Raw genomic sequence first — 26,227 nt, 5'->3', positions numbered from 1 at the left:
ACGCTCAGAACATCGCCTTGAACTGCGCCCCCCAGGTCCGCGGCTCGTTCACGAAGCCGGTCAGGTTGTTGAAGTCGATGGCACCATTGACGACGACACGGTTGGTGATGTTGCGGCCGAACGCGGCGAGTTCGTACTTGCCGTTGTCCCAGACGTAGCCCAGGCGCAGGCCGCCGGTGGTCAGGGGCTTGCCGGTGAACTCGGGCGATTCGTACAGGAAGAAGTTGACCTTGCTGCGGTAGGTCCAGTCGGTGTAGGCGTAGAACTCGCCGGACGCCGTCGGGATGCTGTAGCGCAGGTTGGCGTTGGCCACGTATTTCGGGGCCTGCGGCAGCGGGTTGCCGTCGATGGAGTAGCCGGTGGCACCCTTGGAGTTGGTGATCTTGGGGTCGGTCACGTTGCAGACTGGCACTGTGTCGACGAAATTGACGCCGCAGCCGGAAACGACGAGCTCCTTGTCCTTGATCTTGGTGATGTTCACGCTGCCGTTCAGGCCCAGCAGCAGGTTCTCGCTGAGGTAGGCCTCCAGCGTGAATTCCACGCCCTGGCCCATGGCCTTCTTGGCACTGGCCAGTACGGTGGAATTGCCCGTGGCACCGCCCACCACCGTGAGCTGTTGGTTCTTCACGTCGTAGTGGAAGACATCTGCGGTGATGCGGGCTCGCCGGTCGAACAGCTCGGTCTTCACACCGAGCTCGTACGAAGTGCTGGTTTCCGGCTCGGCGTGCGACTGCGGATTGAACGCCGAGGCCGGCAGGATGCTGGCGCCGCGCACGCCGGTGGCAACGCGGCCGTAGACGTTGGTGTTCTTGTCCAGTGCCCAGCTCAGCGCCACGTCGCCGGTGACCTTGCTGCTGGAGACCTCGTCGCTCAGGCCTTCGCTCACATTGAAGTCGGGCACGGTGCCTGGGTCGGTAGAGAGCTTCTTCTTGTCGTGCGTGTAGCGCAGGCCGGCGCGCAGCGAGAGGTCAGGCGCCAGCGCATAGTTGACCGAGCCGAAGGCCGCGTAGGCATTGTTGCTCTGCGTGGTGGGAGACGAACTGGTGAAGGCCCCGCCGGCGGTCGAGTCGTAGTTGTACGAGGTCATCCGGAAGGTTTCGCGGAAGAAGTACAGGCCGCCTTGCCAGCTGAGCGGGCCGGGCAGGGTGGACTCCAGCCGCAGTTCCTCGGAGAACTGCCGGTGGCCGCTCAGGCCGTCCGCGGTTTCGCTGGAGAACATGAGGGTGCCTGGGCCGGATCCGGGTATGAACTGCGAGCCGTAGCCGCCGTCCACGTCGCCGCGGCTGTACGAGTGCACCGTCTCCAGGCCGGTGATCGAGTGCAGCTTCACGCCGTCCAGCGCCCAGGTCAGGTGCGCGTTGGCACCGATGCTGGTCAGCTTCTGCTCGTTCTTGCCGTCCAGGTAGACCTTGTTGATGTCGAAATCGTCGGCGAGGTCGTTGCTGCCCTTCTTGATGATGTTGGCGCGGAACAGGCGGGCGCTGCCGTTCAGGTCGCGGGCATGCACGTTGAACAGCGCGGTGAACGGCGTGCCGGCACCGTAGAGGAACTGGGCGCGGGCGGCGCGGTCGTCATAGCCTTCGAGCTTGTGCGTCTGCTGCAGCTCGGCCGGGGCTTCGTTGGTGACCCAGTCGTCGCGGTGCTGGACCTGCACCGAGAAGCGCGATTGCCACTGGTCCGACAGCGGCGCGTTGACGGCGCCTTCGAGGTTCACCGTGCCATACGTGCCATAGCTGATGCTGCCGTAGCCGCCAAAGCCCTTCTGCGGCTTGACCGAGTCGATCTTGACCACGCCGGCCGGCGTGTTGCGGCCGAACAGCGTGCCCTGCGGGCCGGCCAGCACTTCCACGCCTTCCACGTCGAAGATCGGGAAGCCCTTCAGGATCGGGTTCTCCTGCACCACGTCGTCCAGCACCAGCGAGACAGGCTGCGAAGCGTTGAGGCGGAAGTCGGTGTTGCCGTAGCCGCGGATGTAGAAGCGCGGGAAGGCGCGGCCGAAGGACGATTCGATGTTCAGGCTGGGCACGCGGCCAGACAGCATGCGCAGGTCCTCGCCGCTGGAGTTCAGCACGTCCAGGGTTTCGCCGCGCAGCGTGGAGACGGCCATCGGCACGGTCATCACGCTTTCGGCGCGGCGCTCGGCGGTCACGGTCACGGTGGCCAGCTTGCCGGCTTCCTCTGCCGGCGGGCTGGCCTGCTGCGCGCGCAGGGCCTGGGCAGGCGCCAGTGCGGCGGCGAGTGCCAGGCACAGCGGCGAGAGGCGGGGAATGAAGGTGGGCTTCGATGACATGGCGGCTTGTGAAGTAGTTGTGCCGCCATGCAAAGCAACGCATATGCCACCGGCGTGCCGCTTGCGGGGCGCTTGCATTCGGTTGCGCTTGTCATCCAGCCGCGCCGGTGGGCGCGGGCTGCCGCGATCCGTCGCTTCAGGGCGCCGGCACGCCGCGCTGCCACTGCGCCCAGTTCGCCACGATGTCGCGTACCAGCGTGCCGCCGACGATGGCGAGGTTCTGCGTGGCCGGCACGAAGCCCCCGGTGGCGCCGGTGGTCGAGGCCAGCAGCGATTGCTGTGCGGTCTGGCCCGGGTGCGGCCGGTCGAAATTCGACGCGGTGCGCAGCACGGCCAGGCGCTTCAGGTCGACCTTGCCAGCCGCGGCGGCGCGCTCGAGCGCATTGCGCGTGGCGTTGTCTTCCTGCTGCGTGGTGCAGTAGGTGCCGGCGCCATCGGTCATCAGCTTGGTCCAGTCACGGGCGTGCTGGCCGAGCTTGTCGCCATGCCACCAGGTGTCGCCGCCCAGCGTGTCGCACTGGATCACGGCTGGCGGCTGCGCGGCCGGGCCGGTCTTGTACCTGGCGCGGTAGGCCTGGGCCTGCGGGCTGTCCTGCAGCGCCACGCCCTTGCTCAGCGCCAGCGCCTTTTGCAGCAGCGCCTCGTCCACGCGGGCGACTTCGGTGCGGTATTCCAGCTTGGGCTTTTCGCCCGGGCCCTTGGTCAACACGCCGTAGTAGCCGCTCTTCCAGGACTTGGGCATCTCGCGTGCGTCGATCTCGTGCGCAATGCCCACGTCCACCAGCCAGCGCGCCCAGGCGGCGCTGCCCAGCGTGCCTTGCGCGGGGTCGATGCCGGCAATGCCGGCGATCAGGAAATACGTCTGGCGCAGGTCGAAGCGCGGATCCAGCGTCACGGCCAGCACCGAGGCCGCGGCGTTCGCGTGGCCCATGCCGGTGGTCAGCAGGCACACGTCGTCGGCGTTGCAGCGCAGGGCCGGGTAGTCGGGCGACAGGCCGGGCACGGTGATGGCTTCGTTGAGTGCAAACGGCTTGATCCACGGTTCTGCTTCGGGACCGAACATCGAAATGACCAGCGCCTTGACCTTGCGCCCGGTGGCCGGCGCGATGATCTGTGCGTTCACCGAGGTCAAGGGGGACTGCCAGGCCTTCAGGAAGGCCAGCGTCACCGCGGCCTCGTTGGCCTCGGCCAGGCCGCTGGCGAACATCGCGCCCACGTCGGCGTCAAACGCTTCGGCGCCGGCCAGGTCGCTCAGGCTGCGAAAGGCGATGTACGGCACCTGGTTCACATAGGCCACGTGGGCGAGGGCCGCGGTCTCCATCTCGAAGGTCTGGGCCTGCAGCGTGTCGAACAGGTAGCGGCGGTACTGCGCATTGGCCAGGAACACCGGGGCCGACACGCCGCGGCCGCCCACCAGCAGGCGCGGCTGGGTCTTCATGCACAGTTTGGGGTCCAGCGAACCGTCAGCTTGTTTCGCGCGCGGGCCGCAGCGCTGCAGGTCCGGCTTCAGGGACTTGGCCACCGCCAGCATCGCCGGGTCCACCGGGTAGTCGAAGCGGTATTCGCCGGCCGGTGCGTTGGCAGCGTTCAGCGCGTAGGTCTCGCGCATGAACAGGCCGGTCTGCACGCTGCCGCCGGCGCCTTGCAGCGCAAACGGCGGCACTGTCTTGCCGTCCGGTTGCGCCAGCTTCAGGCCCAGGCAGGAGACGTCACCCTGCGCGCCGCACGGCGAAGGCAGCTTCTCGTCGCCGTTCCAGAACACCTCCATCGGCATGGCCCAGCGGTCCGGCACGGTCACGTCGCCAACGTGGTTGGCGGGATTCACGCCGCCGGCAATGCCGCTCATCACCAGCCGTTCGATGCGGAAGTGGTCCAGCATCTGCTGCGTGACCAGCGTCGAGTTGACGATGCTCACGCCGCTCAGCACGACGACCACGCGGTGGCCTTCGAGCTCGCCGGTGGTGAAGCGCTTGCCTTCGATGGTCCAGGCCTGCGGCTGCTGCAGCTTGGCGAGCAGCAGGTCGGCCTCGGCGCCGAAGGCCGAGACGATGCCGATGCGCGGCGTACAGTCGCTCAGGCAGCGCGGGCTGTCTGCGGCCAACGCCGGCAGGCCGGTGAGCGCCAGCAGCGCCGCAGCGGCTGCAGTGCGCATCAGGAGAAGGGGCGAACGGAACAAGGCAGGCATGCGCAAAGGTTCAGGCACGGCAGGACGCGGCCGTGTGACGCGAGGGGCTGGCGTGGCAAGCAGGCGCCGTACCAGCAGCAGTACAAGCCGCAGTAGCGCGGCGACAATCCGGCACCGCGCGAGCTTATCGGCTGGCGCCGCCGTGCACCATCCTTCCCTCGCTGTTTGCTGCCTGTTTCAACTGCCATGGCTTCCTCGACCCGCGGCTCCGGCCTGTCGTCCTTGTCCCGCCTGGTCTATTCGACCGAAGGCGGCCGCACCTGTCCGGACTGCAAGCAGGCGCTGGCCGACTGCCGCTGCGCCGCGCTGAAGGCGGCCGCAGTGCCGGCTGGGGACGGCGTGGTGCGCATCTCGCGCGAAACCAAGGGCCGGGGCGGCAAGGCCGTCTCGCTGGTGCGTGGCGTGCCGCTGAACGCCGAAGACCTGGCCAAGCTGGCCAAGGAACTGAAGGCCGCCTGCGGCACCGGCGGCACCGTGAAAGACGGCGTGATCGAGATCCAGGGCGACCATGTGGCCCTGTTGATGGAAAAACTCGCTGCCAGAGGCTGGAAGGTCAAGCGGGCGGGAGGCTAGGGATGGAGCACCCAGCTTCGCGGGTACGTGAAGCCACCCTCCGGGAGGGTTGGGCCGGCCGCTTTGGGAGCGGCCCGGCGATGGCCGGCCTGCGCCGCAGTGTGGCCGTGGTCGCGGTCAGCGGAGGATGAGGTACAGCGCGCCCAGCATCAGCGCCCATTTGCCCACGTAGTAGGTGGTGCGCGAGCGGGCTTTGAGCGCCTTGCCGGCCAGGCGGATCTTGTAGCCGTAGGAGAACAGCTTGTTCAGGGCGCCGATGGGCTCGTCGTCCTGGTTGCGCGCGGCCGCGGCCGTCATCACCAGGCGGCCGAACAGGCGGTTGAACCAGCGCATGGGCGCGGTGTGCACAGGGCGCTCCACGTCGCAGAACAGGATCACGCGCTGCTGGTCGGTGGTGTTCTCGGCGTGGTGGATGAAGGTCTCGTCGAACATCACCGCCTCGCCGTCGTGCCAGGCATGGCGTTGGCCGTCGACCTCGATGTAGCAACCGTCCGAGTTGGGCGTGAACAGGCCCAGGTGGTAGCGCAGCGAGCCGGCGTAGGGGTCGCGGTGGCGCACCAGCTTCGCGCCGGGCGGCAGCGAGGCGAACATCGCGGCCTTCACGCTCGGGATCTGCCTGAGCAACTCGACGGTGCGCGGGCACATGGCCTGCGCCGAGGCCATGTCGGTGCCATACCACTTCAGGTAGAAGCGCTTCCAGCCGGTGCGAAAGAAGGAGTTGAAACCGATGTCGGTGTGGCCGGTGGCGGCCTTGATGTGGCCGTCGTGGTTCAGCAGCAGCGCCTCGTCGCGGATCTCCTGCCAGTGCTCGCGCAGCGGCGCCAGTTCCGGGAAGTCCTGCACCGGCAGGTAGGGCGTGGCCGGCACGCGGGAGCTGAGGTACAGCAGCGCGTTGACGGGCGCCAGCAGCACCGTGAAGTCGGTCAGCGCACGCGACAGCTTGAAGCGCACGCGGCCACGGAAATGCGCGTACAGGGCAGAAGTGGCGAAGACGAACAGCAGCCAGTAGCGCAGCGGCGGTAGCCAGAGATGGGCCATGTTGAACGGGCCTGCGAGTCAGGTGCGCGCATCTTAAAAAACGTCGAATTTCCAGAACGACTGTGGGGTTGACCTGAATTGCGCCGGTGCGGCATTTCAGGGCCGGGAGTTGTGCCAGATCAAGGGCTGCGGCGCCAGGCGCTGCAAGATCGGCCCACATGACTTTCTTGCCGGCACCCATGCCCGTCTCCCCGCCCGGGGCATTGCCACTGCCAGGCCGCGTCACGGCCATCCGCGCAAGCGTGGTGGACGTGCGTTTCGAGGCCGGGCTGCCGCCGATCCGCACGCTGCTGCTGGCAGGCGAGCGCAGAGAGATCGCGCTCGAAGTGATGGCCCAGATGGATGCCGGCCATGTGCGCTGCATTGCGCTGACCTCCACCCAGGGGCTGGCGCGCCACATGGCGGTGCACGACACCGGTGCGCCGCTGCAGGCGCCGGTCGGGCCCGGCATCGTGTCTCGCATGTTCGATGTGTTCGGCCAGCCCATCGACCGCCTGCCCGCACCGGCCAACGTGCAGCGCCGCTCGGTGCACCGGGCACCGCCGCCCTTGAGCAGCCAGTCCACCCGCTCGGTGGTGTTCGAGACCGGCATCAAGGCCATTGACGTGCTGCTGCCGCTGGAGACCGGCGGCAAGGCCGGTCTGTTCGGTGGTGCCGGCGTGGGCAAGACGGTGCTGCTGACCGAGCTGATCCACAACATGGTGGGCCACCACGACGGCGTGAGCATCTTCTGCGGCATCGGCGAGCGCTGCCGGGAGGGCGAGGAGCTCTATCACGACATGCGCGAGGCCGGTGTGCTGCCCAACATGGTGATGGTCTTCGGCCAGATGAACGAGCCGCCCGGTGCGCGCTTCCGCGTCGGCCATGCAGCGCTGACGATGGCGGAGTACTTCCGCGACGACGAGCACCGCGACGTGCTGCTGCTGGTCGACAACATCTTCCGCTTCATCCAGGCCGGTTCCGAGGTTTCCGGGCTGATGGGACAGATGCCTTCGCGCCTGGGCTACCAGCCGACCATGGGCACCGAGCTGTCGGAGCTGGAAGAGCGCATTGCCAACACCGCCACCGGCGCCATCACCTCCATCCAGGCGGTCTACGTGCCGGCAGACGATTTCACCGACCCGGCGGCGGTGCACACCTTCTCGCACCTGTCGGCCTCCATCGTGCTCTCGCGCAAGCGGGCCAGCGAGGGCCTGTACCCGGCGATTGATCCGCTGCAGTCCAACTCGAAGATGGCCACGCCCGGCATCGTGGGCGCCGAGCACTACCGGCTGGCGCAGGAGATCCGGCGCACGCTGGCGCAATACGCCGAGCTGAAGGACATCATCGCGATGCTGGGGCTGGAGCAGCTGTCTTCCGAGGACCGCAAGGTGGTGGCCCGGGCGCGCCGGCTCGAGCGCTTCCTGACCCAGCCCTTCTTCACCACCGAGCAGTTCACCGGCATCGCCGGCAAGACGGTGGGCCTGAAGGACGCGCTGGACGGCTGCGAGCGCATCCTGCGCGACGAGTTCAAGGACCATCCGGAAAGCGCGCTCTACATGATTGGCCGCATCGCCGAGGCCAAGCGCGAGCCGATCACGGTGCAGGCCTTGCCGGCAGAGGATGCGCATGCCGCCTGAACCCATGCGGCTGGAAGTGCTGCTGCCGTCGCGCGTGCTGCTGTCCAAAAGCGGCGTGACCCGCATCGTCGCCGAAACGGCGCAGGGCTCGTTCGGCATCCTGCCGCGCCGGCGGGACTGCGTGGCCGCGCTCACGCCGGGCATCCTCAGCTTCGAGACGCAAGCAGACGGCGAGGTGTTTGTCGCGGTGGACGAAGGCGTGCTGCTGAAGGCCGGGCCCGAGGTTCGCGTCTCGGTGCGCCGCGCCATGCTGGGCCGTGACCTGGGCCAGTTGCGTGCCGCCGTCGAGCACGAGTTCCGGGCCCAGGACGAAGAAGCCCTGCAATTTCGCACGCTGATGGCCAAGCTGGAGACCGCCTGCCTGACGCGGCTCTCCGGCCTGCAGGGGCTTGCCCGTGGCCGCTGATCCCGACAACTCCCTGGCGGCGCAAGTGGGGGCGAAGGCAGACCGCAAACGCCAGGCCCGGCGCCGCGGCGCACCGGGTGTGTGGAGCGGGCTGGGTGCCATGGGCCTGATCGGCTGGTCCGTCGTGGTGCCCACGCTGCTCGGCGCGGCCCTGGGCATCTGGCTGGACGCGCGCTACCCCGGGCCGCACCGCTGGACCCTGGCCCTGCTGGTGGCTGGCCTGGTGCTGGGCTGCGCCAATGCCTGGCACTGGGTGGCCCAGGCCGACCGCGCGATGCGCAAGGAAAACGAGGAACGATCCGATGCAGTTGAATGAGGCCTGGACATGGCCGTCGTTGGCGATGGCCGGCCTGGCTGGCCTGGTGTTGGGCGGCTGCTTCTTCGGCAGCCTGTGGTGGACGGTGCAGCGCACGTTGAGCGCCCGGCGCCCTGCGCTGCAGCACCTGGCCGGCTGGCTGTTGCGCATGTTCCTCACCCCGCTGGGCTTCTACCTGGTGGGTGCCGGCCACTGGCAGCGGCTGCTGGCCTGCCTGGCGGGTTTCCTGGTCGCCCGCTTCATCGCGGTCCGGCTGACGCGGCCACGCCCGCCCGGCATGGGCCACGAAGCGCTGGAGGCACGCCATGCGGCTCAGCCCTGACGAATGGATCTTCTGGCTGCACGGCTTTCTCAAGCTGAATGCCACCATCGCGTTCACCTGGCTGCTGACGCTGGTGCTCACGCTGGGTGCCTGGCTGGTGACGCGCCGGCTGAGCCGCGGGTTGCAGCGCTCGCGCTGGCAGAACCTGCTGGAGATCGTCGTGCTGGGCATCGTGCAGCAGATCGAGCAGGTCGGCCTGCGCCAGCCGCGGCGCTACCTGGCCTTCCTGGGCACCCTGTTCCTGTTCGTGGCCGCCGCGGCCCTGTTCACCATCCTGCCCGGCTACGAGCCGCCGACCGGCTCGCTGTCGACCACGCTGGCGCTGGCCTTGTGCGTCTTCGTGGCGGTGCCGCTCTACGGCATTCGCGACCAGGGCCTGCGCGGCTACCTCAAGTCCTACCTCGAACCGACCGCGCTGATGCTGCCGTTCAACATCATCAGCGAGGTCTCGCGCACCCTGGCACTGGCGGTGCGCCTGTTCGGCAACATGATGAGCGGCGCGATGATCATCGCCATCCTGCTGACCATCACCCCCTTCCTGTTCCCTGTCCTGATGACGGCCCTGGGCCTGCTCACCGGCATGGTGCAGGCCTACATCTTCAGCATCCTCGCCGCGGTCTATGTGGCCGCAGCCACCCACGTCGGCGACTAGCCGGCACAAGGAGAAATCTCATGGACAGCATGACCATCATCGCGGTGGCCTCCATCGTCATTGCCGGCCTCACCACGGGCTTCGGCTGCATGGGCCCGGCCTTCGCCGAGGGCCGTGCAGTGGCCACTGCGCTGACGGCGCTGGCGCAGCAGCCGGATGCCTCCTCGACCATCACGCGCACGCTGTTTGTCGGCCTGGCGATGATCGAGTCCACCGCGATCTACTGCTTCGTGGTCTCGATGATCCTGATCTTCGCCAACCCGTTCTGGAACACCGCGATCGCCCATGTCGCCGGGAAGTGAGCCATGTTGATCGACTGGTTCACCGTGGGCGCCCAGGCGCTCAATTTCGTGATCCTGGTGGCGCTGCTCAAGCGCTTCCTCTACCAGCCTGTGCTGGACGCAGTGGACGCACGCGAGGCGCAGATCGCCAAGCAGCTCGCCGACGCCAAGGCCATCGCCCAGCAGGCCCAGGCGCAGCAGGACAGCTTTGCGCAGAAGAGCGCCGCGTTCGAGCGTGAACGGGCGGAACTGCTGGCGCAGGCCAGGCGCGAGGCCGACGCCGAGCAGGCCCGGCTGATCGCCGCCGCGCGCCAGGCCGCCGATGCGCTGAGCGCGCGCCGGCTCGACGCGCTGCACGAGCAGGCCGCCACGCTGGAAGCCGAGCTGCGCGACGGCGCCAGCCGCGAGGTCTTCGCCATCTCCCGCAAGGTGCTCGCCGAGCTGGCCTCGGCCGAACTCGAAGCGCTGGCCACCCGCGCCTTCATGCAGCGGCTGCATGCGCTGGACGCGGCCGACCGGCAGGCGCTTGCCGCCGCGCTGGCCGTGCCCACGGCGGCACCCCGGCTGAGCAGCGCCTTCGCGCTTCCGGCGGCCCAGCGTGCCGAGATCCAGGCCGCATTGACAGAGACCTTTGGCGCCGTCACCGCGCTGCAGTTCGTCGTCGCGCCAGACCTCGTCTGCGGCCTCGAGCTGGTGGCCGGCGGCCAGAAGCTTGCATGGAGCATCGCGCAGCACCTGGACGGCATCGCACAGGTGCTCACCGACCTGCTGGCCCGCCAACAGCAGGGCGCGCGGCCGGAGGCAGCCGGGGCGGTGCAAGCTCAGGGCGCCGCATGAGCCCGCCGGGCCGCCCCAAGGGCGAAACCGAAGCGCGTCAGCGCGAAGGTAGTCCAGTGAACGCCGAAACCATCGCGCCGCGGCGTGCGGTCGAGCGGCTGTTCGCCGCCATGGCCGAGGCCAGGACGGGGCACGCGCCGGTGCTGGGCCTGAGCGAGGTTGGCACCGTCACGCACGTGGCCGCAGGGGTGGCCAGGGTGACCGGCCTGCCGAATGTCGCGTTCGATGAACTGGTCCGCTTTCCCGGAGACGTCTACGGCATCGCGTTCGACATCGACGAAGACGGCGTGGGCGTGGTGCTGCTGGACGAATACTGGCGCCTGCGCGCAGGCGATCCGGTCGAGCGCACCGGCAGGGTGATGGACGTGGCCGTGGGCGAGGGCTTGCTGGGCCGCGTCATCGACCCGCTGTGCCGGCCGCTGGATGGCCTGGGGCCTGTGCGCGCCAGCAGCCGGCTGCCCGTGGAGCGGCCCGCCGCGCCCATCATGGAGCGCTCGGCAGTGACCACGCCGCTGCAGACCGGCGTCAAGGTCATCGACGCGTTGATCCCCGTGGGCCGCGGCCAGCGCGAGCTGATCCTCGGCGACCGCCAGACCGGCAAGACGGCGATTGCCATCGACGCCATCCTGAACCAGCGCGGCAAGCAGGTGCTGTGCATCTACTGCGCGATTCGCCAGCGGGCCTCGGCGGTGGCCAAGGCGGTGGCCACGCTGCGCGAGCACGGCGCGCTGGACTACACGGTGGTGGTCGTTTGCGAAGGCCAGCAGGCGCCGGGCCTGGCCTACATCGCGCCGTACGCGGCCACCAGCATCGCCGAGCACTTCATGGAAGCCGGGCGGGACGTGCTGATCGTCTACGACGACCTCACCCAGCATGCCCGCGCGTACCGTGAACTGTCGCTGCTGCTGCAGCGGCCTCCCGGCCGTGAAGCCTTCCCTGGCGACATCTTCTACCTGCACGCCCGGCTGCTGGAACGCGCCACCCACCTGAGCGCCGAACGGGGTGGCGGCTCGCTCACGGCCTTGCCCATCGTCGAGACCGAGGCGCAGGACATGTCGGCCTACATCCCGACCAACCTGATCTCCATCACCGATGGGCAGATCTACCTGTCGCCGCGGCTGTTCGAACTGGGCGTGCTGCCGGCGGTCGACGTGGGCCAGTCGGTCTCGCGGGTCGGCGGCAAGGCACAGCTGGGCAGCTTGCGCGCCGTGGCCGGGGACCTCAAGCTGGCCTACGCGCAGTTCGAGGAGCTGGAGACTTTCTCGAAGTTCGGCGCCCGCCTGGACGAGCGCAGCCAGCAGGTGATCGCGCACGGGCAGCGCATCCGGGCCTGCCTGAAGCAGGCGCAGGCCGATCCTTTGTCGGTGCCCGAGCAGGTGCTGATCCTGAGTGCCCTGACCGCAGGGTTGTTCGACGCCGTGCCGCTGGCGCGCATGGCCGAGGCCGAGCAGGCCGTGCGGTACGCGGTGGCGGCCATGCCGCCGGCCCTGCTCGCAGGCCTGGCGCAGGCCGGCAAGCTGGGCGAGGGCGACGTCGCCGCGCTGGTCGCCCTCGCGCGCTCGGCCTTGCGGCCCTTTGCCGAAGCGGCGCCGTGACGGACTCGACCGCAGCGCTGCGTCACCAGATGGGCGCTGCCAGCGACCTGCAGTCCGTCGTGCGGACCATGCGGGCGCTGGCCGCCGCCAGCATCCGCCAGTACGAACAGGCGGTGCTGGCGCTGGCCGACTACCGGCTCACCGTGAACCAGGGCCTGGGTGTGTGCCTGCGGCAGATGCAGGCCTCCGAAGCTGCTGCGCCAGTGCGGCCCGGTCGCGAGGCAGCAGCGACAGGCCTGGTCGTCTTCGGCTCCGACCAGGGCCTGGTGGGGCAGTTCAACGAGGTGCTGGTCGAGCGTGTGTTGCAGGTGCTGCGATCCGGGGCCGGGGCCTGTCCGGTCTGGGTGGTGGGTGAGCGGGCCAGGGCCTTGCTGGTGGACGCGGGTGCTTCGGTGGTGGGCACGCAGCCGGTGCCCGGTTCGGTGCAGGGCATTGCGCCGCTGGTCGAGCGCCTGCTGCTGGCCACCGAGTCGCATCCGGGCCAGGTCGCATCGCCCCACATCCGGCTGTTCTTCAACCGGATGCGGGACGGTTCTGCGGTCGAGCCCACGGACGAAGCCCTGCTGCCGCTGGACGACGCCTGGCGCGCCGGGCTGCAGCAGCAAGCCTGGCCCACCCGGCGCCAGCCCGAGTTGATAGTCGAGGGCGCCCCGGTGCTGCGGGTGTTGATTCGCCAGCACCTGTTCATCTCGCTTTTCCAGGCCTGCGCCGAATCCCTGGCGAGCGAAAACGCCAGCCGGCTGGCCGCGATGGAGCGGGCCGACAGGAACATCGAGGAATTGCTGGCCGGCTTGCGCGCCAGCTTTCACAAGCAGCGGCAGGACGCGATCGACGAAGAGCTGTTTGACCTGACCGCGGCCTTTGGCGCGCTGTCTGGCAAGCCAGTCGCTGCCGCGCCCGCGGCCTGAGCAGCCAGCCTCAGGCGACGATCTTGCGGTCTCTCAGCGCGGTGATCTGCGCCGCCGTGAGGCCGAGCTCGCGCAGCACCGCGTCGGTGTCCTCCCCCAGGCGTGGCGCGCTGCTGCGCACACCGCCGGGCGTTCCCGTCAGCTTGGGCACGATGCCAGGCACTTCCAGCGTGTGGCCGTCGCGCGTGGTCTGCGAAAGCAGCATGTCGCGGGCGCGGAAATGCGGGTCCTCGGCAATGTCTTTTGCGGTGTAGACCTTGCCGGCTGGCACGCGGGCCTGGCCCAGCAGTGCCAGCACTTCGGTGGCCGTGCGCTGCTGCGCCCACAGGGCGATCGTGCGGTCCAGTTCTTCGACCCGGGCCACACGGCCGGCGTTGTCGGCCAGTGCCGGGTCCGCCGCCAGGTCCGGCCGGCCGATGGCCTGCATCAGCCGCTTGAAGATGCTGTCGCCATTGCCGGCGATCAGCACGTAGCCATCCGCGCAGCGGTAGGCGTTGGACGGGGCGATGCCGGGCAGCGCGCTGCCACCGGCCTCACGTACCGCACCAAAGGCGCTGTACTCCGGCACCAGGCTTTCCATCACGTTGAACACCGCCTCGTGCAGTGCCACGTCCACCACCTGGCCGTGGCCCTGGTTCACATCCCGGTGGCGCAGCGCGGCGAGGATGCCGATCACGCCATGCAGCGCCGCCAGCGTGTCGCCAATCGACACGCCGCAGCGCACCGGCACGCGGCCCGGCTCGCCGGTGAGGTGGCGCAAGCCCCCCATGGCCTCGCCAATGGCGCCAAAGCCTGGCAGGTCGCGGTAAGGCCCGGTCTGGCCGTAACCTGAGATGCGCAGCATCACCAGGCCCGGGTTCTGCGCCGAGAGGCTGTCGTAGTCCAGCCCCCAGGCTTCCAGCGTGCCGGGCCGGAAGTTCTCGACCAGCACGTCGGCCTCGGCGATCAGTTGCCGGGCAATGGCCTGGCCCTCGGTCTGGCGCAGGTCCAGCGCCATCGAGCGCTTGTTGCGCGACTGCACCTGCCACCAGACGGAGGTGCCGTCCTGCAGCAGCCGCCAGTTGCGCAGCGGGTCGCCAGTGCCAGGCGGTTCGATCTTGATGACCTCGGCGCCGAAGTCGCCCAGGGTCTTGGCGGCAAACGGCCCGGCGATCAACTGGCCCATTTCGACCACACGCAGGCCGTGCAGCGGGCCGGAAGCGGCGGAAGTGGCGGGGGCGGAAGACGAGTTGGTGGGTTCAGGCATGGCCGCCATTGTGCGAAGCGCAAGCCCTGCCTGGCATCCGCAAAGACGAGGGCTGTGTTCGTGTCGGGCGAAAGCGCTATGCCCTTGTGCCGATGCCGGCGCCCGCGACACGCTTTAAGCTACGCCCAACCCCGCTTGCCTCATCGGAGACCCGCATGCCTGACGAAGCTGCGCCGTACACGCCCTACAACACCTTCAACAGCCGCCGCGCGCAGATGTTCCCGGCGCTGACCGATGCCGAGATCGAGCGCATCGGCCGCTTTGGCACGGTGCAGCACTACGCGCCCGGCAGCTGCCTGTTCACCGCAGGCCAGCCGGGGCCCGGCATGTTCGTGGTGCTGGCCGGCACCGTGGCCATCACCCAGCGCGACGGCCTGGGCCGCGTCACGCCCATCCTGTCGCAGGACCGCGGGCAGTTCCTGGCTGAAGTGGGCCAGCTGTCCGGCCGGCCTTCGCTGGTGGACGGCCACGCCGAGACGCCGGTCGAGGTGCTGCTGATTCCGCCGGACCAACTGCGTGCCCTCATCATTGCCGAGGCCGACCTGGGCGAGCGCATGGTGCGCGCGCTGATCCTGCGGCGCGTCTCGCTGATCGAATCCGGCGGCAGCGGGCCGGTGCTGATCGGCGCGCCGAATTCGCCCGATGTACTGCGCCTGCAGAGCTTCCTGAGCCGCAACGGACAGCCGCACCATGTGGTCGACCCCGAGCAGGACGAGACCGCCAAGGCGCTGGCCGTGCAGTACGACGCCAAGGCCAGCGACGTGGTGGCCGTCTGCCCCAGCGGCGCGGTGCTGGTGAACCCCAGCGAAGGCGCGCTGGCGCGCTGCGCCGGCATGGTCAGCACGGAAGAATTCGACGAGGTGTTCGACGTGGCCGTGGTGGGCGCTGGCCCGGCGGGCCTGTCGACAGCGGTGTACGCCGCCTCCGAAGGCCTGCGCGTGGCCGTGCTGGACTGCAGGGCCTATGGCGGCCAGGCGGGGGCCAGCGCGCGCATCGAGAACTACCTCGGCTTCCCGACCGGCATCACCGGCCAGGCGCTGGCCGGGCGGGCCTATGTGCAGGCGCAGAAGTTCGGCGCCGAGATGCTGATCCCGTCCGAAGTGGCCTCGCTGGACTGCACCCGCGACCAGCCCGGCGGCGGCCTGGCCATCAGGCTCACCGACGGCCGGCGGCTGTGTGCGCGCACCGTGGTGATCGCCAGCGGCGCGCGCTACAAGCGGCCTGCGGTGCCGCGCCTGGAAGAGTTCGAGGGCCGCGGCATTTCCTACTGGGCTTCGGCGCTGGAGGCGCGCATCTGCGCCAAGACCGAGGTCGCGCTGGTGGGCGGCGGCAATTCCGCCGGCCAGGCCGCCGTGTTCCTGTCGCAGCACGCGGCGCGCGTGCGCATGCTGGTGCGAGGCCCCGGGCTGGCGGCCACCATGTCACGCTACCTGATCGACCGCATCGAAGCCACGCCCAACATCGAGCTGCTCGTTCGGACGGAGATCACCGAGCTGCACGGCGAACACTGCACTGGCCTGGAGGCCACCAGCTGGCGCCGGCGCAATGGCGGCGAGGTCGAAACCCATCCGGTGCGCAACGTCTTCCTGTTCGTCGGCGCCGAACCCGAAACGCGCTGGCTGGCAGGCTGCGACGTGAAGCTGGACCGGCATGGCTTTGTGCTCACCGGCCAGGGCACCATCTGCAAGATTCCCGGCCACGTGCCCGCCGCGCTGGAGTCCAGCATTCCCGGCGTGTTCGCGGTGGGGGATGTGCGCGCTGGCTCGGTCAAGCGCGTGGGCGGGGCCATTGGCGAAGGCGCCGCGGTGGTCGCGGCCATTCACCAGTACCTGTCCGGCACGCAGGCCGTGGCTTGATGCCAGCGCCTCAGCGCGCCTCGCGCCGCTGCTCACGCAGCATGAACAGGTACAGGTTTTCGACCTTCTCGCGGGCCCACGGCGTCTTGCGCAGGAACTTCAGGCTGGAGCCGATGCTCGGGTCCAGCGCGAAGCAGCGCACCGGCACCTGCTCGGCCAGGCCTTCCCAGCCGAAGTAGGCGACCAGGGCCTGCAGCATGGCCTCCAGCGTCAGGCCGTGCAGCGGGTTCTTGGGCTGGCCGGGCGGCTTGCTCGGGGGCTGATCGGGTGGTGCGGCGGGTGCGTCTGACATGCGGCGATTCTCGCAGCCCGCTCAGCTCAGCCCGCCGTAGCGCTCGGTGCGGATGCTCGCGGCCGGCATGCCCAGGTCCACCAGTGCTGCAGCCACCGTCTCGACAAAGCCTGTCGCACCGCACACGTACACGTCCTGCGGCAGCCGGCCCCACTGCCGCAGCGCGGTGGCCAGCGCGGCACGGTCCAGTCGCTGCGAAAAGTCGCCGGCGCGCCGCGCCGGCTCGCGGGTGGTGACCGCTGTGAAGTGAAAGCGGGCATCCTGCGCCGCCATCGCGGCCAGCTCGTCGCGGTAGACCAGTTCATCCCAGGTCCTGGCGCTGTAGATCAGCAGTGTGTCGACGGGCGCCTGCGTGGCCGCGCGGTGGCGCAGCATGGCCATCAGCGGCGCAATGCCGGAACCACCGGCCACCAGCAGCAGCGGGCCGGGCTGGGTGACGCGCCAGACGAAGTGGCCGCCAATCGGCCCGCGCAGTTCCAGCACGTCGCCGGCCACGGTCACTTCGTGGAAGTAGGGTGAGACCTCGCCGTTGTCCAGCCGCTCGATCAGCAACTCCATGCGCGGCGCGCCGGGCGCCGAAGCAATGGAGTAGCTGCGCCGCGCCTCGTAGCCGTCTTCGGCGACCAGCCGCAGGTCCACATGCTGGCCCGCCTGGTGCGGCGGCAGCGGGCTGTTCAGGAACAGGCTGAGCGCGCGCGGGCCGTGGCGCTGCACTTCGTCGACCGTCGCCTCCCGCCAGGGCGAGGCTGCAGGCGTGGGCACTGCGCTCACGGATGGACCTTCGTGCTGCGCACTCCGGTGTTCGCCCTTGGGGCGGTCCGGCGGGCTCACGGATCGTCCGAAAAGCGCTGCTCGCGCCACGGGTCGCCGTACGTGTGGTATCCGCGCAGCTCCCAGAAACCGGCCTCGTCACGCTCGGTGAACTTCAGGCCGTTGACCCATTTCGCGCTTTTCCAGAAGTACAGGTGCGGCACCAGCAGGCGCGCCGGGCCGCCATGCTCGGGCGCCAGCGGCTCGCCGCCAAAGTGCGTGGCAATCATCGCCTTGCCGCCGATCACGTCGGCCAGCGGCACGTTGGTCGTGTAGTCGTCGAATGATTGCGCGAGCAGGAAGGGCGTGGGCGGCGTGATGCCGGCGGCGGCGAACAGGTCGTCCAGCGACACGCCCCGCCAGGCGGTGTTGAACTTGGACCAGGTCGTCACGCAGTGGATGTCGCCCTGCCACTCTGTCTGCGGCAGCGCCTGGAATTCGTCCCAGCTCCAGCTGGCCAGCGGCTTGGCGCCAGCCTTCAACGTGAAGCGCCAGGTCGCCAGGTCCACACGCGGCGTAGGGCCGAAGGAGAGCACCGGGAAGTCCGGCGTCAGGTGCTGGCCAGGCGGCAGGCGCTTGGCGGTTTCGGCGCTGGGCCGCATCCCGAAGAATCCACGGGTGGCCATGGCAAGTCCTTTGTCTGGTCAGGAAGGTGGAAGTCAGGCGACTGTGCCTCTACAGGGCGAGCCTGTCCACCGCCGAAGGCAGGGATGTGGATCGTCCACAAGGTCGACCATCAGGGCGAGGTCAGCCCGTGCTGCGCGTGCCATTCGGCCAGCGACATCGGCGGGTATTCGTCGTAACGTGGGTCGCCGGGCAAGCCTTCCATGGCCACCCACGGCGCCTTGGAACCCAGCATCAGGTGCACATGCGAGGGTGGCAGGGGCAGCGGCGTGTCGATGGCGCTGGCATGCGGGTGCACCAGCTCCGGCCAGGTCGGGTCGTAAAGCCACAGCGCGCTGCCGCAGCGCGTGCAGAAGTGCCGCTGGCCGGTGCTCTGCTCAAGCTTGCCGTCTCGCTCGATGTGGGCGCGGTACACGCGCAGGTAGCGCCTGCCCGTGACCTTCAGCGTGCGGAAGTCCGCACCGAGGTTGATCGCAAACCCGCCGCCGCCGGCGGTCTTGCGGCAGATCGAGCAATAGCAGCGCATGAACGGCACCGGCTGCGCGGACTGGACCGAGAACTTGACGCTGCCGCAGTGGCAGCTGCCTTCGAGTTGCATTGGGGGTTCCTGGCTCGGGTGGTGGAACGTTGTCCGGGCAGGCCGCGTGCCTGGGCCGTCGGAGGTTACGGCATACTCGTTTGCCATTCTTCTGCCGGGCCGTCGCGGCCTGTCTGCTCGCCGTCAGTCTCGCGGTGAGCGCTCGTTCAACGCATTGCTGCCATGACCCTGGAACGTTCGCTTTTCTCCGTTCGCCGGCTGGCCGCTGGCGCGTTCGCCTGCGTGGCGGTGCTGTGGCTTTCGGGCTGCTCATCGACCTACCTCACGCCCGGTCCCAAGGCCGACCTGCAGGAAGAAACGCCGGCAGACCTGCAAGCAGGCTTTGCCGCCAAGCCCACGCTGAAGTTCCCGGCCAGCATCGTGGCCATGCATGTACAAGGTCCGGCCTACAACAACTTCGCGCTGGGCCGCCGCGGCGGTGCCGTGGATGGCGGCGGCCGGTACACCGTCGTCACCACGCGCGACGACGCTGAACAAGCCGAGTTGGAGCGCCTGGGCAAGCTGCCGCAGGTGGCCGGCCTGGCGTCCGTTAACCGCATGCTGCTGCCGGAGCGCATCAGCAGCGAACGCGACCTGCGGCTTGCCGCCTCGCGACTGCAGGCCGACGTGGTCTGGCTCTACACCTTCGACACCCGCTTCTTCGACAACGACCAGGCCAAGCCGCTCACCGTCGTCACGCTAGGCCTAGCGCCCACGCGCAAGATCTCGGTCAGCACCGTGGCCTCCGCCTTGCTGGTGGACACCCGCACGGGCTACGTCTACAGCGCTTACGAGGCCACCGCGCAGGCCCAGACCCTGGCCACTTCCTGGGGCAGCCAGGACAGCGCCGACGAGCAGCGCCAGATCACCGAGCGGGACGCCTTCGCCAAGCTCACAGCCGAATTCAGTCGCAGCTGGCCTGGCCTGGTCGCGCGCCACACCACCGGCTCCTGAAGACGTCCCCCAAGTTGGCGTTGCGCCTTGCGCCGCGCCCGCTGACAGTGAAGGTTCTCAACAAGCGGGAGGCCGCCATGTTTCTGCCTTGGTTCGTGTTCTGGGCGCCGCAGTATCACTTTCCCTGGAGCGGCTCGGTCGCGCAACAGATCGAGCCCAACCTGACGGCGTTTTTCAACGGCATCTCGCCTCAGTCCGGCGACAAGGACATCGAACGCCAGGCGTTTGATGTGGCTTCTTATGGCAAGCAGCTGGGTTGGCTGACCGAGGTCGTGCTAGGTCAACTCGGTCGAGGTCAGGTCGACGCCGACACGGTCGAAGACGCCCTGAAGGGGCTGGAAGACACGCAGCGGCAGGTCGAAGCCTTGAAGCTGCGCAAGCTCAAGGCGGACATGGACCGCATTGGCGTGCTGCTGGAGACGATGAAGAAAGACCGGCCCAAGGAATATGCCTTGCTGGCCAGGCGGCTGCGGGATCAGGGGTGACGGCTGGCGGACCGACGGAAGCCCCGGCCTTCTACGACGCGCTGGCACCGCTCTACCACCTGGTCTACCCGGACTGGCCGGCCAGCGTGCGGCGCCAGGGTGAGCAACTCTCAGTGCTGATGCAGCGTGAGTGGCCGCGGGCCACCCCGCAGCGCCGCGTGCTGGACGTCGCCTGCGGCATCGGCACGCAGGCGCTGGGGCTGGCGCAGCAAGACCACGCCGTGACGGCTTCTGACCTGTCGCCTGCCTCGGTGGCTCGGGCGCGAGACGAGGCGGCCCGACGCGGCCTGCACATCGCCTTCTCGGTGGCGGACATGCGGGAGGTGCACTGCCACCACGGGGGCGGTTTCGACCTGGTGCTGTGTGCCGACAACTCGCTGCCGCACCTGCTCACGGATGCGGACCTGCTGCAGGCGCTGCAGCAGATGCACGACTGCCTCGCCCCCGGTGGCGGCTGCGTGATCAGCGTGCGCGACTACGCCGCCGAGCCGCGCGGGCGCGGCATCGTCAAGCCCTACGGCGTGCGCGAAGAAGCCGGCAAGCGCTTCCTGCTGAGCCAGGTCTGGGACTTCGAGGCACGCCCTGCGGCGGCCGACGGGACCCCGCAGGCCGACCTGTGCCACATCACATTTTTCTTCGTCGAGGAAGACACTGCCAGCCAGGCGGTGCAGACCCACGTGATGCGCTCGGTCTACCACGCGGTGAGTACCGACACGCTGCTGAAGCTGATGCGGGCGGCGGGCTTGCGCGACGTGCGGCGCCTGGACGATGTGTTCTACCAGCCGGTGCTGGTGGGGACCCGGACCGGCTGACTGCACAGCGCCGCGGCGCCCTTGGCACGCCGCGCAAACGCCTTCACACGGTTTCGGGCTGGCCACTGTGCAGCGAGCGCCGCATGGCCTGTCCGATGCGGGTGGCTGCGGTGGCATCGGCCAGGCTCAGGCCGGTGGGCGGGCCACCCCGGCAGGCCTGGACGAAGGCGTCCAGTTCGTGGCGGAAGGCCTCGTGGAAGCGCTCGAAGAAATCGGCCACCGGGCGGTGGTGCACACCGCTTGCGTCCCGCGTCTGCACGCGGTCGCGGTGGGCCCCGACACCCACGCTGAGCACGCCCTGGGTGCCGATGACCTCGGTGGTGGTCTCGTGGCCATGCGGCATGGTGCGGCTGGCGTAGAGCACGGCCCGGGCGCCGCCCTCGAACTCGATGATGGCCATGCCGTTGTCCACGTCGCCGTGCTCGGCCAGGTCCGGGTGCAGCGCGATGGTGCCGCTGGCGAACACCCGCAGGGCGCGCGGGCTGCCCAGCATCCAGCGGGCCAGGTCGATGTCATGCACGCTGCAGTCCATGAACAGGCCACCCGAGGTGGGGGCAAAGCGCACGAAGAAGCCGGCCGGGTCGTGCATGTCGCAGGTCTGCGAGCGCACCAGGAAGGGCCGGCCCACATGGCCGGCCTCGATGTCGGCCCGGGCCTGGCGGTAGCTGGGGTCAAAGCGCCGCACAAAGCCCACCATGGCCACCAAGCCAGGGTGGCGGGCCGCCACCGCCTCCACCCGCTCGCAGGTCTCCACGTCCAGTGACAGGGGCTTTTCGACGAAGACGTGCTTGCCCGCGGCCAGCGCCGCCATGGTCTGCTCGGCATGCAGGGTGGTGGGGGTGACCAGCACCACAGCGTCCAGCTGCGGGTCCTGCACAAAGGCCTGGAAATCGCTGTGCAGGGTCTGCACACCCAGCGTTTCGCGGGCCCAGGTGCGTTCCTCGGCGACGGGGCTGCAGGCCGACACCAGTTGGGCACCAGACGCATGCCGGGCCAGGTGCTGGGCGTGGCGCTGGCCCAGCCGGCCCAGGCCGGCAATGCCCACGCGCAGCGGCGCGCTCGTTGCAGCGGCCGCGCTCACAGCACCACCACCTGTCCGCTGGCCAGCGACTGGGCGGCCGCGTCCGCCAACTGCTGGGCTGCCACGCCATCCTCGATGGTGGTGCGAAAGGCACGGCCCGATTGCAGGCATTCGAAGAAGTGCGCCAGCTCCAGGCGATAGGCTTCGCGGTAGCGCTGCAGGAAGAAGTGCTCGGGCTTGTCGGCCCGCACGCCCTGGGCGTCGGACTGCACGACCTCGGTGGGCCGGTGGTTGCCACACTGCAGCATACCGGTCGAGCCCAGCACCTCGAAGCGCTGGTCGTAGCCATAGGCTGCGCGGCGGCTGGTGTTGATCTGCGCCAGCCGACCCTTGCGGGTGCGGATGGTGACCACGCTGGAGTCGATGTCGGGCACCTCGGCAATGGCCGGGTCCACCAGCACCGAGCCGGTGGCATAGAGCGTGGCTGCCTCGTCGCCATCGCTGCAGAGGATCCAGCGGAAGATGTCGAAGTCGTGGATCAGCATGTCGCGGAAGATGCCGCCCGAGCCGCGCAGGTATTGGGCCGGCGGCGCGCCGGGGTCACGGCTGGTCACCACCAGCATCTCCGGCGCCCCGATCTCGCCGCGCGCCAGGCGCTGCTGGGCTTCGTTGAAGGTGGGGTCGAAGCGACGCTGGAAGCCGATCATGCAGGCCACGCCCGCGGCCCGCACCGCCTGGGCGCAGGCCTGGGCGCGCGGCACGGAAAGGTCCACCGGCTTCTCGCAGAAGATGTGCTTGCCGGCCGCTGCGGCGCGGGTGATCAGCTCGCTGTGGGTGTCGGTAGGCGAGGCAATGGCCACCACGTCGATGCTGGGGTCTGCCAGCACCGCTTCCGGGGTCGAGACCTCGGCGCCGAGCTGGCTCGCCAACTCGGCGGCCTGCGCGGCCATGGGGTCGCACACGCTGCGCAGGCGCACGCCAGGCAGTGCCGCCAGGTTGGTGGCATGGATGCGGCCGATGCGGCCGGCGCCGAAGACGGCGACGTTCTTCATGGGGTGTCTCCTCTGGAAGTGTGGGGGAAGTTGTTCGTGCAGCAGCCCGGGGGCCGTGCGCGGGGGTTGTTCATGCACCTGCGGCGGGGTGGTAGTCCAGCTCCAGCCGGTAGGCCAGGGCGATGAAGAGGCTTTGCGCCAGGGCCATCACATTGGTCAGCCCGCGAAAGCCGAAGGTGCTGCTTTCGTTGACCACCAGCGTGGTGAGGGCCAGCGCCGCCAGCGGGCCCATGCGGCTGTCGGTGATGGCGATCAGGCGCGCACCCTGGGCGGCGGCGGCCTCGGCGGCCTGCGTGGTTTCCTGCGCATAGGGTGCAAAGCTGATGGCGATCATGACGTCGTCGCGGCGCAGGCTGCGCAGCTGGCCCTCGTGCATGGCGCCCATGCCGGTGACGAGCTGAACCGGCTTGTCGGTGTGCTGCAGCGCGTAAGCCAAGTAGGTGGCCACCGGGAAGGAGCGGCGCGCGCCCACCACCCAGATCGCGGGCGCCTGCGCCAGCAGCTCCACGGCATCGCCCAGCGTGGAGCCGTGCAGATCGCGCTGGAGCTCGTTCATGCCGGCAATCGCGCCAGCGATGAACTCGTAGGCGATGTCGGCGCTGGAGAGCCGGCCCTGGCCCTGGGCGATCACCTCGCGGATGCGCGCCTGGTAGTTGCGCGTCGGGGCGATCTGCGCGGCGATGCCGTCGCGGAACAGCTTCTGCAGCTCGCTGTAGCCCGAAAAGCCGAAGTGCTTGGCAAAGCGCACCACGGCCGAAGGCTGCACGCCGCAGCGCGCGGCCACGTCCTGGATCTTCTCCAGGCCCAGGTGGTCGCTGTGCTGCTCCACGTGCTGGGCGATCTGCTTGAGCTGCTTGCTCAGCGAGGGGTACTCCGCGGCGATGCGCTGCAGCAGCGCATGCACGGGAGATTCCGCCTGGGCACGTTCGGCGGGGGCAGGAGAAGCAGCGGGCGCGACGGGCGGAGCGGACATGGGGAGCGCAGGGATGGGGCCAACAAACCGGTTTGCATGATAGGTCGGCAGGTGGAAAATTAGAAATTAATTTCTAATCGTTATCCACTAAGAAGTTTTTTTCTCTTCTGACTACACTGGCGTCGCGGCAGGCCCTGAACCGGTTTGTCCGCCATGAGATCTGCCGAAATTCCCAGCCAATCGCAACGCATTGCGAGGAGACAAACACATGAAGCAGCATTCGCTCAGCCGGCGCCTTGCCATCACCACCCTGGTCCTGGCGGCCAGCCTGACCTGCGTCGCCGCACAGGCCGGCGGCCGCTACGTGTTCATCAGCCACGCGCCGGACTCCGACGCCTGGTGGAACACCATCCGCAACTCGCTCAAGCAGGCCGGCGAGGACTTCGGCGTGACGGTGGACTACCGCAACCCGGCCAACGGCGACCTGGCCGACATGGCCCGGCTGATCGAGCAGGCCAGCGCGCAGAACTACGACGGCGTGATCACCACCATCGCAGACTTCCAGGTGCTGCAAGGCGCGCTGAAAAGAGTCACCGACAAGAAGATCCCGCTGATCACGGTGAACTCAGGCACGCCCGAGCAAAGCGAGAAGCTGGGCGCGCTGATGCATGTGGGCCAGCCCGAGTACGAGGCCGGCAAGGGGGCGGGCGAGCGGGCCAAGGCGGCGGGCGTGAAGAGCTTTGTCTGCATCAATCACTTCGCCACCAATCCGGCCTCGTTCGAGCGCTGCCGCGGCTTTGCCGAGGCGATTGGTGCCGACTTCAAGAAGAGCACCATCGACACCGGCATCGACCCCGCCTCGGTGGAGAGCAAGACCGCCGCCTATCTGCGCCAGAACCCCGGCACCCAGGCCGTGCTGGCCCTGGGCCCGGACGCTGCCGCCCCGGCCCTCAAGGCGGTCAAGAAAGCGGGCCTGGCAGGCAAAATTTTCTTCGCCACCTTCGACCTTTCCGACGAGATCTCGCGCGGCATCAAGGCCGGCGAGATCAACTTCGCGATCGACCAGCAACCCTACCTGCAGGGCTACATCCCGGTGGCCGTGCTGTCGCTGATGCACGATGCCAAGAGCACCGACCTGGCCCAGGCCACGGCCGCGCTCAAGGCCAACGCCAAGTTCAAGATCAGGCTGGACACCTACGGCCTGGCGCCCGCCTATGGCCCGCGCCACATTGGCTCCGGCCCCGGCTTCGTGACCAAGGACAACATCGCCACGGTCGAGAAGTACGCCGGCCAATACCGGTGAAGTGGTGAACCCTGCGCCGCGGCAGCTCCCTGCGCCGCGGCCTCTTCTGGCTTGATTGACGCACGAGGTTTTCATGAGTGCCCTGCTGTCCACTCCCCATCCGCCACCCAGCACGGTGACGCCGGTCCCTGCTAGCGACGAGCGCCTGCGCCAGGTCGGTCGCCTGCGGCGGCTGCTCGCGCGGCCCGAGTTCGGCGCGCTCTCCGGCACCGCGCTGGTGTTCCTGCTGTTCGGCCTCGGCGCGGGCGGCTCTGGCATGTTCAGCGCCGAGGGCATCGTCAACTGGGGCACGGTGGCCGGTTTCCTGGGCATCCTCGCGGTGGGTGCGGCGCTGCTGATGATTGCCGGCGAGTTCGATCTCTCCATCGGCTCGATGATCGGCTTCGCCGGCATGATGCTGGCGATCCCCTGCCTCTACTGGGGCTGGCCGGTCTGGCTGGCCGTGCTGTTCGCCTTCGCCACTGCGATGGCGCTGGGCGGGCTCAACGGCTGGCTGGTGGTCAAGACCGGGCTGCCCAGCTTCATCGTCACGCTGGCGTTCTACTTCATCCTGCGTGGCCTGAGCCTGGCCATCTCGGTGCTGCTGACCGGCAAGACCATCGTCTCCAGCAATGGGGACGCGGTGCTGCACGAGCTGATCGCTGCCGACCCGCTGGTGCAGGCCTTGTTCCAGGGCCATGTGCTGACCGGCCTGTTCAACGCGCTGGCCCGGCTGGGCCTGCTGGCCGCGCGCGACGATGGCGCGGCACTGGCCATCGGCGTGCCCAAGGTGATGGTGTGGTGGGCTGCGCTGACGGCAGGCGGCGCCTTCGTGCTGGCCCGCATGCGGGTGGGCAACTGGATCCTTGCGGTCGGCGGCGACGCCAACGCGGCCAAGAACGTGGGCATCCCGGTGGCGCGGGTCAAGGTGCTGCTGTTTGTCTTCATGGCCTTTTGCGCCACCGTGTTTGCGGTGCTGCAGGTGGCCGATGCCGGCTCGGCGGCGGCCGATCGCGGGCTGCAGAAGGAGTTCGAGGCCATCATCGCCGCGGTCATCGGCGGCTGCCTGCTGACCGGCGGCTTCGGCTCGGTGATAGGCGCCGCGCTGGGGGCCTTGATCTTCGGCGTGGTGCAGATCGGCATTGGCTACACCAGCATCGACAACAACTGGTACCGCGTGTTCCTGGGCGGCATGCTGCTGGCCGCGGTGCTGTTCAACAACTACATCCGCCGGCGCGTTGCGCTGGGCCGCTGAGCCGCGCTCAGCCACCACACCGGAGC

At 69.0% G+C, this 26,227-nt stretch carries 27 protein-coding genes and 1 pseudogene; 16 read left to right on the top strand and 12 right to left on the bottom strand.

From position 1 onward, the window contains the following. Window positions 1-4: 4 nt before the first annotated feature. The 3 genes and pseudogenes from AC3WR5_RS26500 to AC3WR5_RS26490 all read right to left on the bottom strand — a co-directional run. Window positions 5-2,290: a TonB-dependent receptor gene (locus AC3WR5_RS26500; protein ID WP_492488362.1), complete on the bottom strand. Its 2,286-nt coding sequence runs from the start codon at window positions 2,288-2,290 to the stop codon at window positions 5-7. 136 nt (window positions 2,291-2,426) lie between these two features. Further along, window positions 2,427-3,497, bottom strand: coding sequence for a purine-nucleoside phosphorylase (locus AC3WR5_RS26495; protein ID WP_492488499.1), 1,071 nt, complete (start codon window positions 3,495-3,497; stop codon window positions 2,427-2,429). Beyond that, a pseudogene (locus tag AC3WR5_RS26490) lies at window positions 3,498-4,442 on the bottom strand (5'-methylthioadenosine/S-adenosylhomocysteine nucleosidase); the annotation flags it as partial. 219 nt (window positions 4,443-4,661) lie between these two features. On the opposite strand from AC3WR5_RS26490, the gene AC3WR5_RS26485 reads away from it, so the two are divergent. Next, window positions 4,662-5,048: a translation initiation factor Sui1 gene (locus AC3WR5_RS26485; protein WP_492488360.1), complete on the top strand. Its 387-nt coding sequence runs from the start codon at window positions 4,662-4,664 to the stop codon at window positions 5,046-5,048. A gap of 117 nt (window positions 5,049-5,165) precedes the next feature. Here AC3WR5_RS26485 and AC3WR5_RS26480 read toward each other — a convergent pair whose 3' ends face one another. Then, window positions 5,166-6,062 carry an aspartyl/asparaginyl beta-hydroxylase domain-containing protein gene (locus AC3WR5_RS26480; RefSeq protein ID WP_492488497.1) on the bottom strand — a complete coding sequence of 299 codons (897 nt, stop codon included), beginning with the start codon at window positions 6,060-6,062 and terminating at the stop codon, window positions 5,166-5,168. A gap of 203 nt (window positions 6,063-6,265) precedes the next feature. On the opposite strand from AC3WR5_RS26480, the gene atpD reads away from it, so the two are divergent. The 9 genes from atpD to AC3WR5_RS26435 all read left to right on the top strand — a co-directional run bounded on the left by atpD (window position 6,266) and on the right by AC3WR5_RS26435 (window position 13,022). After that, window positions 6,266-7,705, top strand: coding sequence for a F0F1 ATP synthase subunit beta (gene atpD / locus AC3WR5_RS26475; protein ID WP_492488359.1), 1,440 nt, complete (start codon window positions 6,266-6,268; stop codon window positions 7,703-7,705). Continuing rightward, window positions 7,695-8,111, top strand: coding sequence for a F0F1 ATP synthase subunit epsilon (locus AC3WR5_RS26470; protein WP_492488357.1), 417 nt, complete (start codon window positions 7,695-7,697; stop codon window positions 8,109-8,111). The genes atpD and AC3WR5_RS26470 overlap by 11 nt, the downstream gene beginning before the upstream one ends. Then, on the top strand, window positions 8,101-8,427 hold the full coding sequence (locus tag AC3WR5_RS26465; RefSeq protein ID WP_492488355.1) for an AtpZ/AtpI family protein: 327 nt from the start codon (window positions 8,101-8,103) through the stop codon (window positions 8,425-8,427). Before AC3WR5_RS26470 ends, AC3WR5_RS26465 begins: the two co-directional genes overlap by 11 nt. Continuing rightward, on the top strand, window positions 8,414-8,749 hold the full coding sequence (locus AC3WR5_RS26460) for an N-ATPase subunit AtpR (protein WP_492488353.1): 336 nt from the start codon (window positions 8,414-8,416) through the stop codon (window positions 8,747-8,749). The genes AC3WR5_RS26465 and AC3WR5_RS26460 overlap by 14 nt, the downstream gene beginning before the upstream one ends. Continuing rightward, window positions 8,733-9,401 (top strand): F0F1 ATP synthase subunit A, encoded by a 669-nt coding sequence (locus AC3WR5_RS26455; RefSeq protein WP_492488351.1) that lies wholly within the window; start codon window positions 8,733-8,735, stop codon window positions 9,399-9,401. The genes AC3WR5_RS26460 and AC3WR5_RS26455 overlap by 17 nt, the downstream gene beginning before the upstream one ends. 20 nt (window positions 9,402-9,421) lie before the next feature. After that, window positions 9,422-9,703 carry a F0F1 ATP synthase subunit C gene (locus AC3WR5_RS26450; protein WP_141288412.1) on the top strand — a complete coding sequence of 94 codons (282 nt, stop codon included), beginning with the start codon at window positions 9,422-9,424 and terminating at the stop codon, window positions 9,701-9,703. 3 nt (window positions 9,704-9,706) lie between these two features. Further along, a complete protein-coding gene (locus tag AC3WR5_RS26445; RefSeq protein ID WP_492488349.1) occupies window positions 9,707-10,519 on the top strand; it encodes a F0F1 ATP synthase subunit B family protein in 813 nt (270 codons plus the stop codon). A gap of 110 nt (window positions 10,520-10,629) precedes the next feature. Continuing rightward, a complete protein-coding gene (locus tag AC3WR5_RS26440; RefSeq protein WP_492488495.1) occupies window positions 10,630-12,114 on the top strand; it encodes an alternate F1F0 ATPase, F1 subunit alpha in 1,485 nt (494 codons plus the stop codon). After that, a complete protein-coding gene (locus AC3WR5_RS26435) occupies window positions 12,111-13,022 on the top strand; it encodes a F0F1 ATP synthase subunit gamma (RefSeq protein WP_492488347.1) in 912 nt (303 codons plus the stop codon). Before AC3WR5_RS26440 ends, AC3WR5_RS26435 begins: the two co-directional genes overlap by 4 nt. Before the next feature lie 10 nt (window positions 13,023-13,032). On the opposite strand, the gene AC3WR5_RS26430 is transcribed toward AC3WR5_RS26435, so the two are convergent. Continuing rightward, window positions 13,033-14,268, bottom strand: coding sequence for a CaiB/BaiF CoA transferase family protein (locus AC3WR5_RS26430; RefSeq protein ID WP_492488345.1), 1,236 nt, complete (start codon window positions 14,266-14,268; stop codon window positions 13,033-13,035). 155 nt (window positions 14,269-14,423) lie between these two features. Here AC3WR5_RS26430 and AC3WR5_RS26425 point away from each other — a divergent pair, with 155 nt between their 5' ends. After that, complete coding sequence (locus tag AC3WR5_RS26425; protein WP_492488343.1) at window positions 14,424-16,124, top strand: FAD-dependent oxidoreductase; 1,701 nt, start codon at window positions 14,424-14,426, stop codon at window positions 16,122-16,124. Window positions 16,125-16,134: 10 nt separating this feature from the next. Here the strand turns inward: AC3WR5_RS26425 and AC3WR5_RS26420 are convergent, their stop codons facing one another. The 4 genes from AC3WR5_RS26420 to AC3WR5_RS26405 all read right to left on the bottom strand — a co-directional run bounded on the left by AC3WR5_RS26420 (window position 16,135) and on the right by AC3WR5_RS26405 (window position 18,448). Continuing rightward, a complete protein-coding gene (locus tag AC3WR5_RS26420; RefSeq protein ID WP_492488341.1) occupies window positions 16,135-16,416 on the bottom strand; it encodes a VF530 family protein in 282 nt (93 codons plus the stop codon). A gap of 21 nt (window positions 16,417-16,437) precedes the next feature. Continuing rightward, window positions 16,438-17,187, bottom strand: a complete 750-nt coding sequence (locus tag AC3WR5_RS26415) for a ferredoxin reductase (protein ID WP_492488339.1) — start codon at window positions 17,185-17,187, stop codon at window positions 16,438-16,440. A gap of 56 nt (window positions 17,188-17,243) precedes the next feature. Then, window positions 17,244-17,852, bottom strand: coding sequence for a sulfite oxidase-like oxidoreductase (locus tag AC3WR5_RS26410; protein ID WP_492488337.1), 609 nt, complete (start codon window positions 17,850-17,852; stop codon window positions 17,244-17,246). A gap of 110 nt (window positions 17,853-17,962) precedes the next feature. Next, window positions 17,963-18,448 carry a GFA family protein gene (locus tag AC3WR5_RS26405; RefSeq protein WP_492488335.1) on the bottom strand — a complete coding sequence of 162 codons (486 nt, stop codon included), beginning with the start codon at window positions 18,446-18,448 and terminating at the stop codon, window positions 17,963-17,965. Between the two features lie 162 nt (window positions 18,449-18,610). Here AC3WR5_RS26405 and AC3WR5_RS26400 point away from each other — a divergent pair, with 162 nt between their 5' ends. The 3 genes from AC3WR5_RS26400 to AC3WR5_RS26390 all read left to right on the top strand — a co-directional run bounded on the left by AC3WR5_RS26400 (window position 18,611) and on the right by AC3WR5_RS26390 (window position 20,678). Then, entirely contained in the window at window positions 18,611-19,381 is a 771-nt protein-coding gene (locus tag AC3WR5_RS26400; protein WP_492488333.1) for a hypothetical protein, read from the top strand. A 77-nt stretch (window positions 19,382-19,458) separates the two neighbouring features. Continuing rightward, window positions 19,459-19,866: a hypothetical protein gene (locus AC3WR5_RS26395; RefSeq protein ID WP_492488331.1), complete on the top strand. Its 408-nt coding sequence runs from the start codon at window positions 19,459-19,461 to the stop codon at window positions 19,864-19,866. Next, complete coding sequence (locus AC3WR5_RS26390; protein WP_492488329.1) at window positions 19,863-20,678, top strand: class I SAM-dependent methyltransferase; 816 nt, start codon at window positions 19,863-19,865, stop codon at window positions 20,676-20,678. The genes AC3WR5_RS26395 and AC3WR5_RS26390 overlap by 4 nt, the downstream gene beginning before the upstream one ends. A gap of 43 nt (window positions 20,679-20,721) precedes the next feature. Here AC3WR5_RS26390 and AC3WR5_RS26385 read toward each other — a convergent pair whose 3' ends face one another. The 3 genes from AC3WR5_RS26385 to AC3WR5_RS26375 all read right to left on the bottom strand — a co-directional run bounded on the left by AC3WR5_RS26385 (window position 20,722) and on the right by AC3WR5_RS26375 (window position 23,724). Further along, a complete protein-coding gene (locus tag AC3WR5_RS26385; RefSeq protein WP_492488327.1) occupies window positions 20,722-21,759 on the bottom strand; it encodes a Gfo/Idh/MocA family oxidoreductase in 1,038 nt (345 codons plus the stop codon). Then, on the bottom strand, window positions 21,756-22,751 hold the full coding sequence (gene iolG / locus AC3WR5_RS26380) for an inositol 2-dehydrogenase (RefSeq protein ID WP_231011882.1): 996 nt from the start codon (window positions 22,749-22,751) through the stop codon (window positions 21,756-21,758). Before iolG ends, AC3WR5_RS26385 begins: the two co-directional genes overlap by 4 nt. Window positions 22,752-22,821: 70 nt before the next feature. Beyond that, window positions 22,822-23,724 carry a MurR/RpiR family transcriptional regulator gene (locus tag AC3WR5_RS26375; RefSeq protein WP_141289024.1) on the bottom strand — a complete coding sequence of 301 codons (903 nt, stop codon included), beginning with the start codon at window positions 23,722-23,724 and terminating at the stop codon, window positions 22,822-22,824. Between the two features lie 208 nt (window positions 23,725-23,932). Between AC3WR5_RS26375 and AC3WR5_RS26370 the strand changes: the two genes are divergently transcribed. Continuing rightward, window positions 23,933-24,967 carry a sugar ABC transporter substrate-binding protein gene (locus tag AC3WR5_RS26370; RefSeq protein WP_492488324.1) on the top strand — a complete coding sequence of 345 codons (1,035 nt, stop codon included), beginning with the start codon at window positions 23,933-23,935 and terminating at the stop codon, window positions 24,965-24,967. Window positions 24,968-25,040: 73 nt separating this feature from the next. Further along, entirely contained in the window at window positions 25,041-26,201 is a 1,161-nt protein-coding gene (locus AC3WR5_RS26365) for an ABC transporter permease (protein ID WP_492488322.1), read from the top strand. Window positions 26,202-26,227: the final 26 nt, after the last annotated feature.

It is taken from the genome of Ideonella sp. FW305-24 (assembly GCF_058788035.1).
The sequence above is the reverse complement of the archived record's forward strand: the minus strand, read 5'-3'. Positions and strand labels throughout refer to the sequence as shown.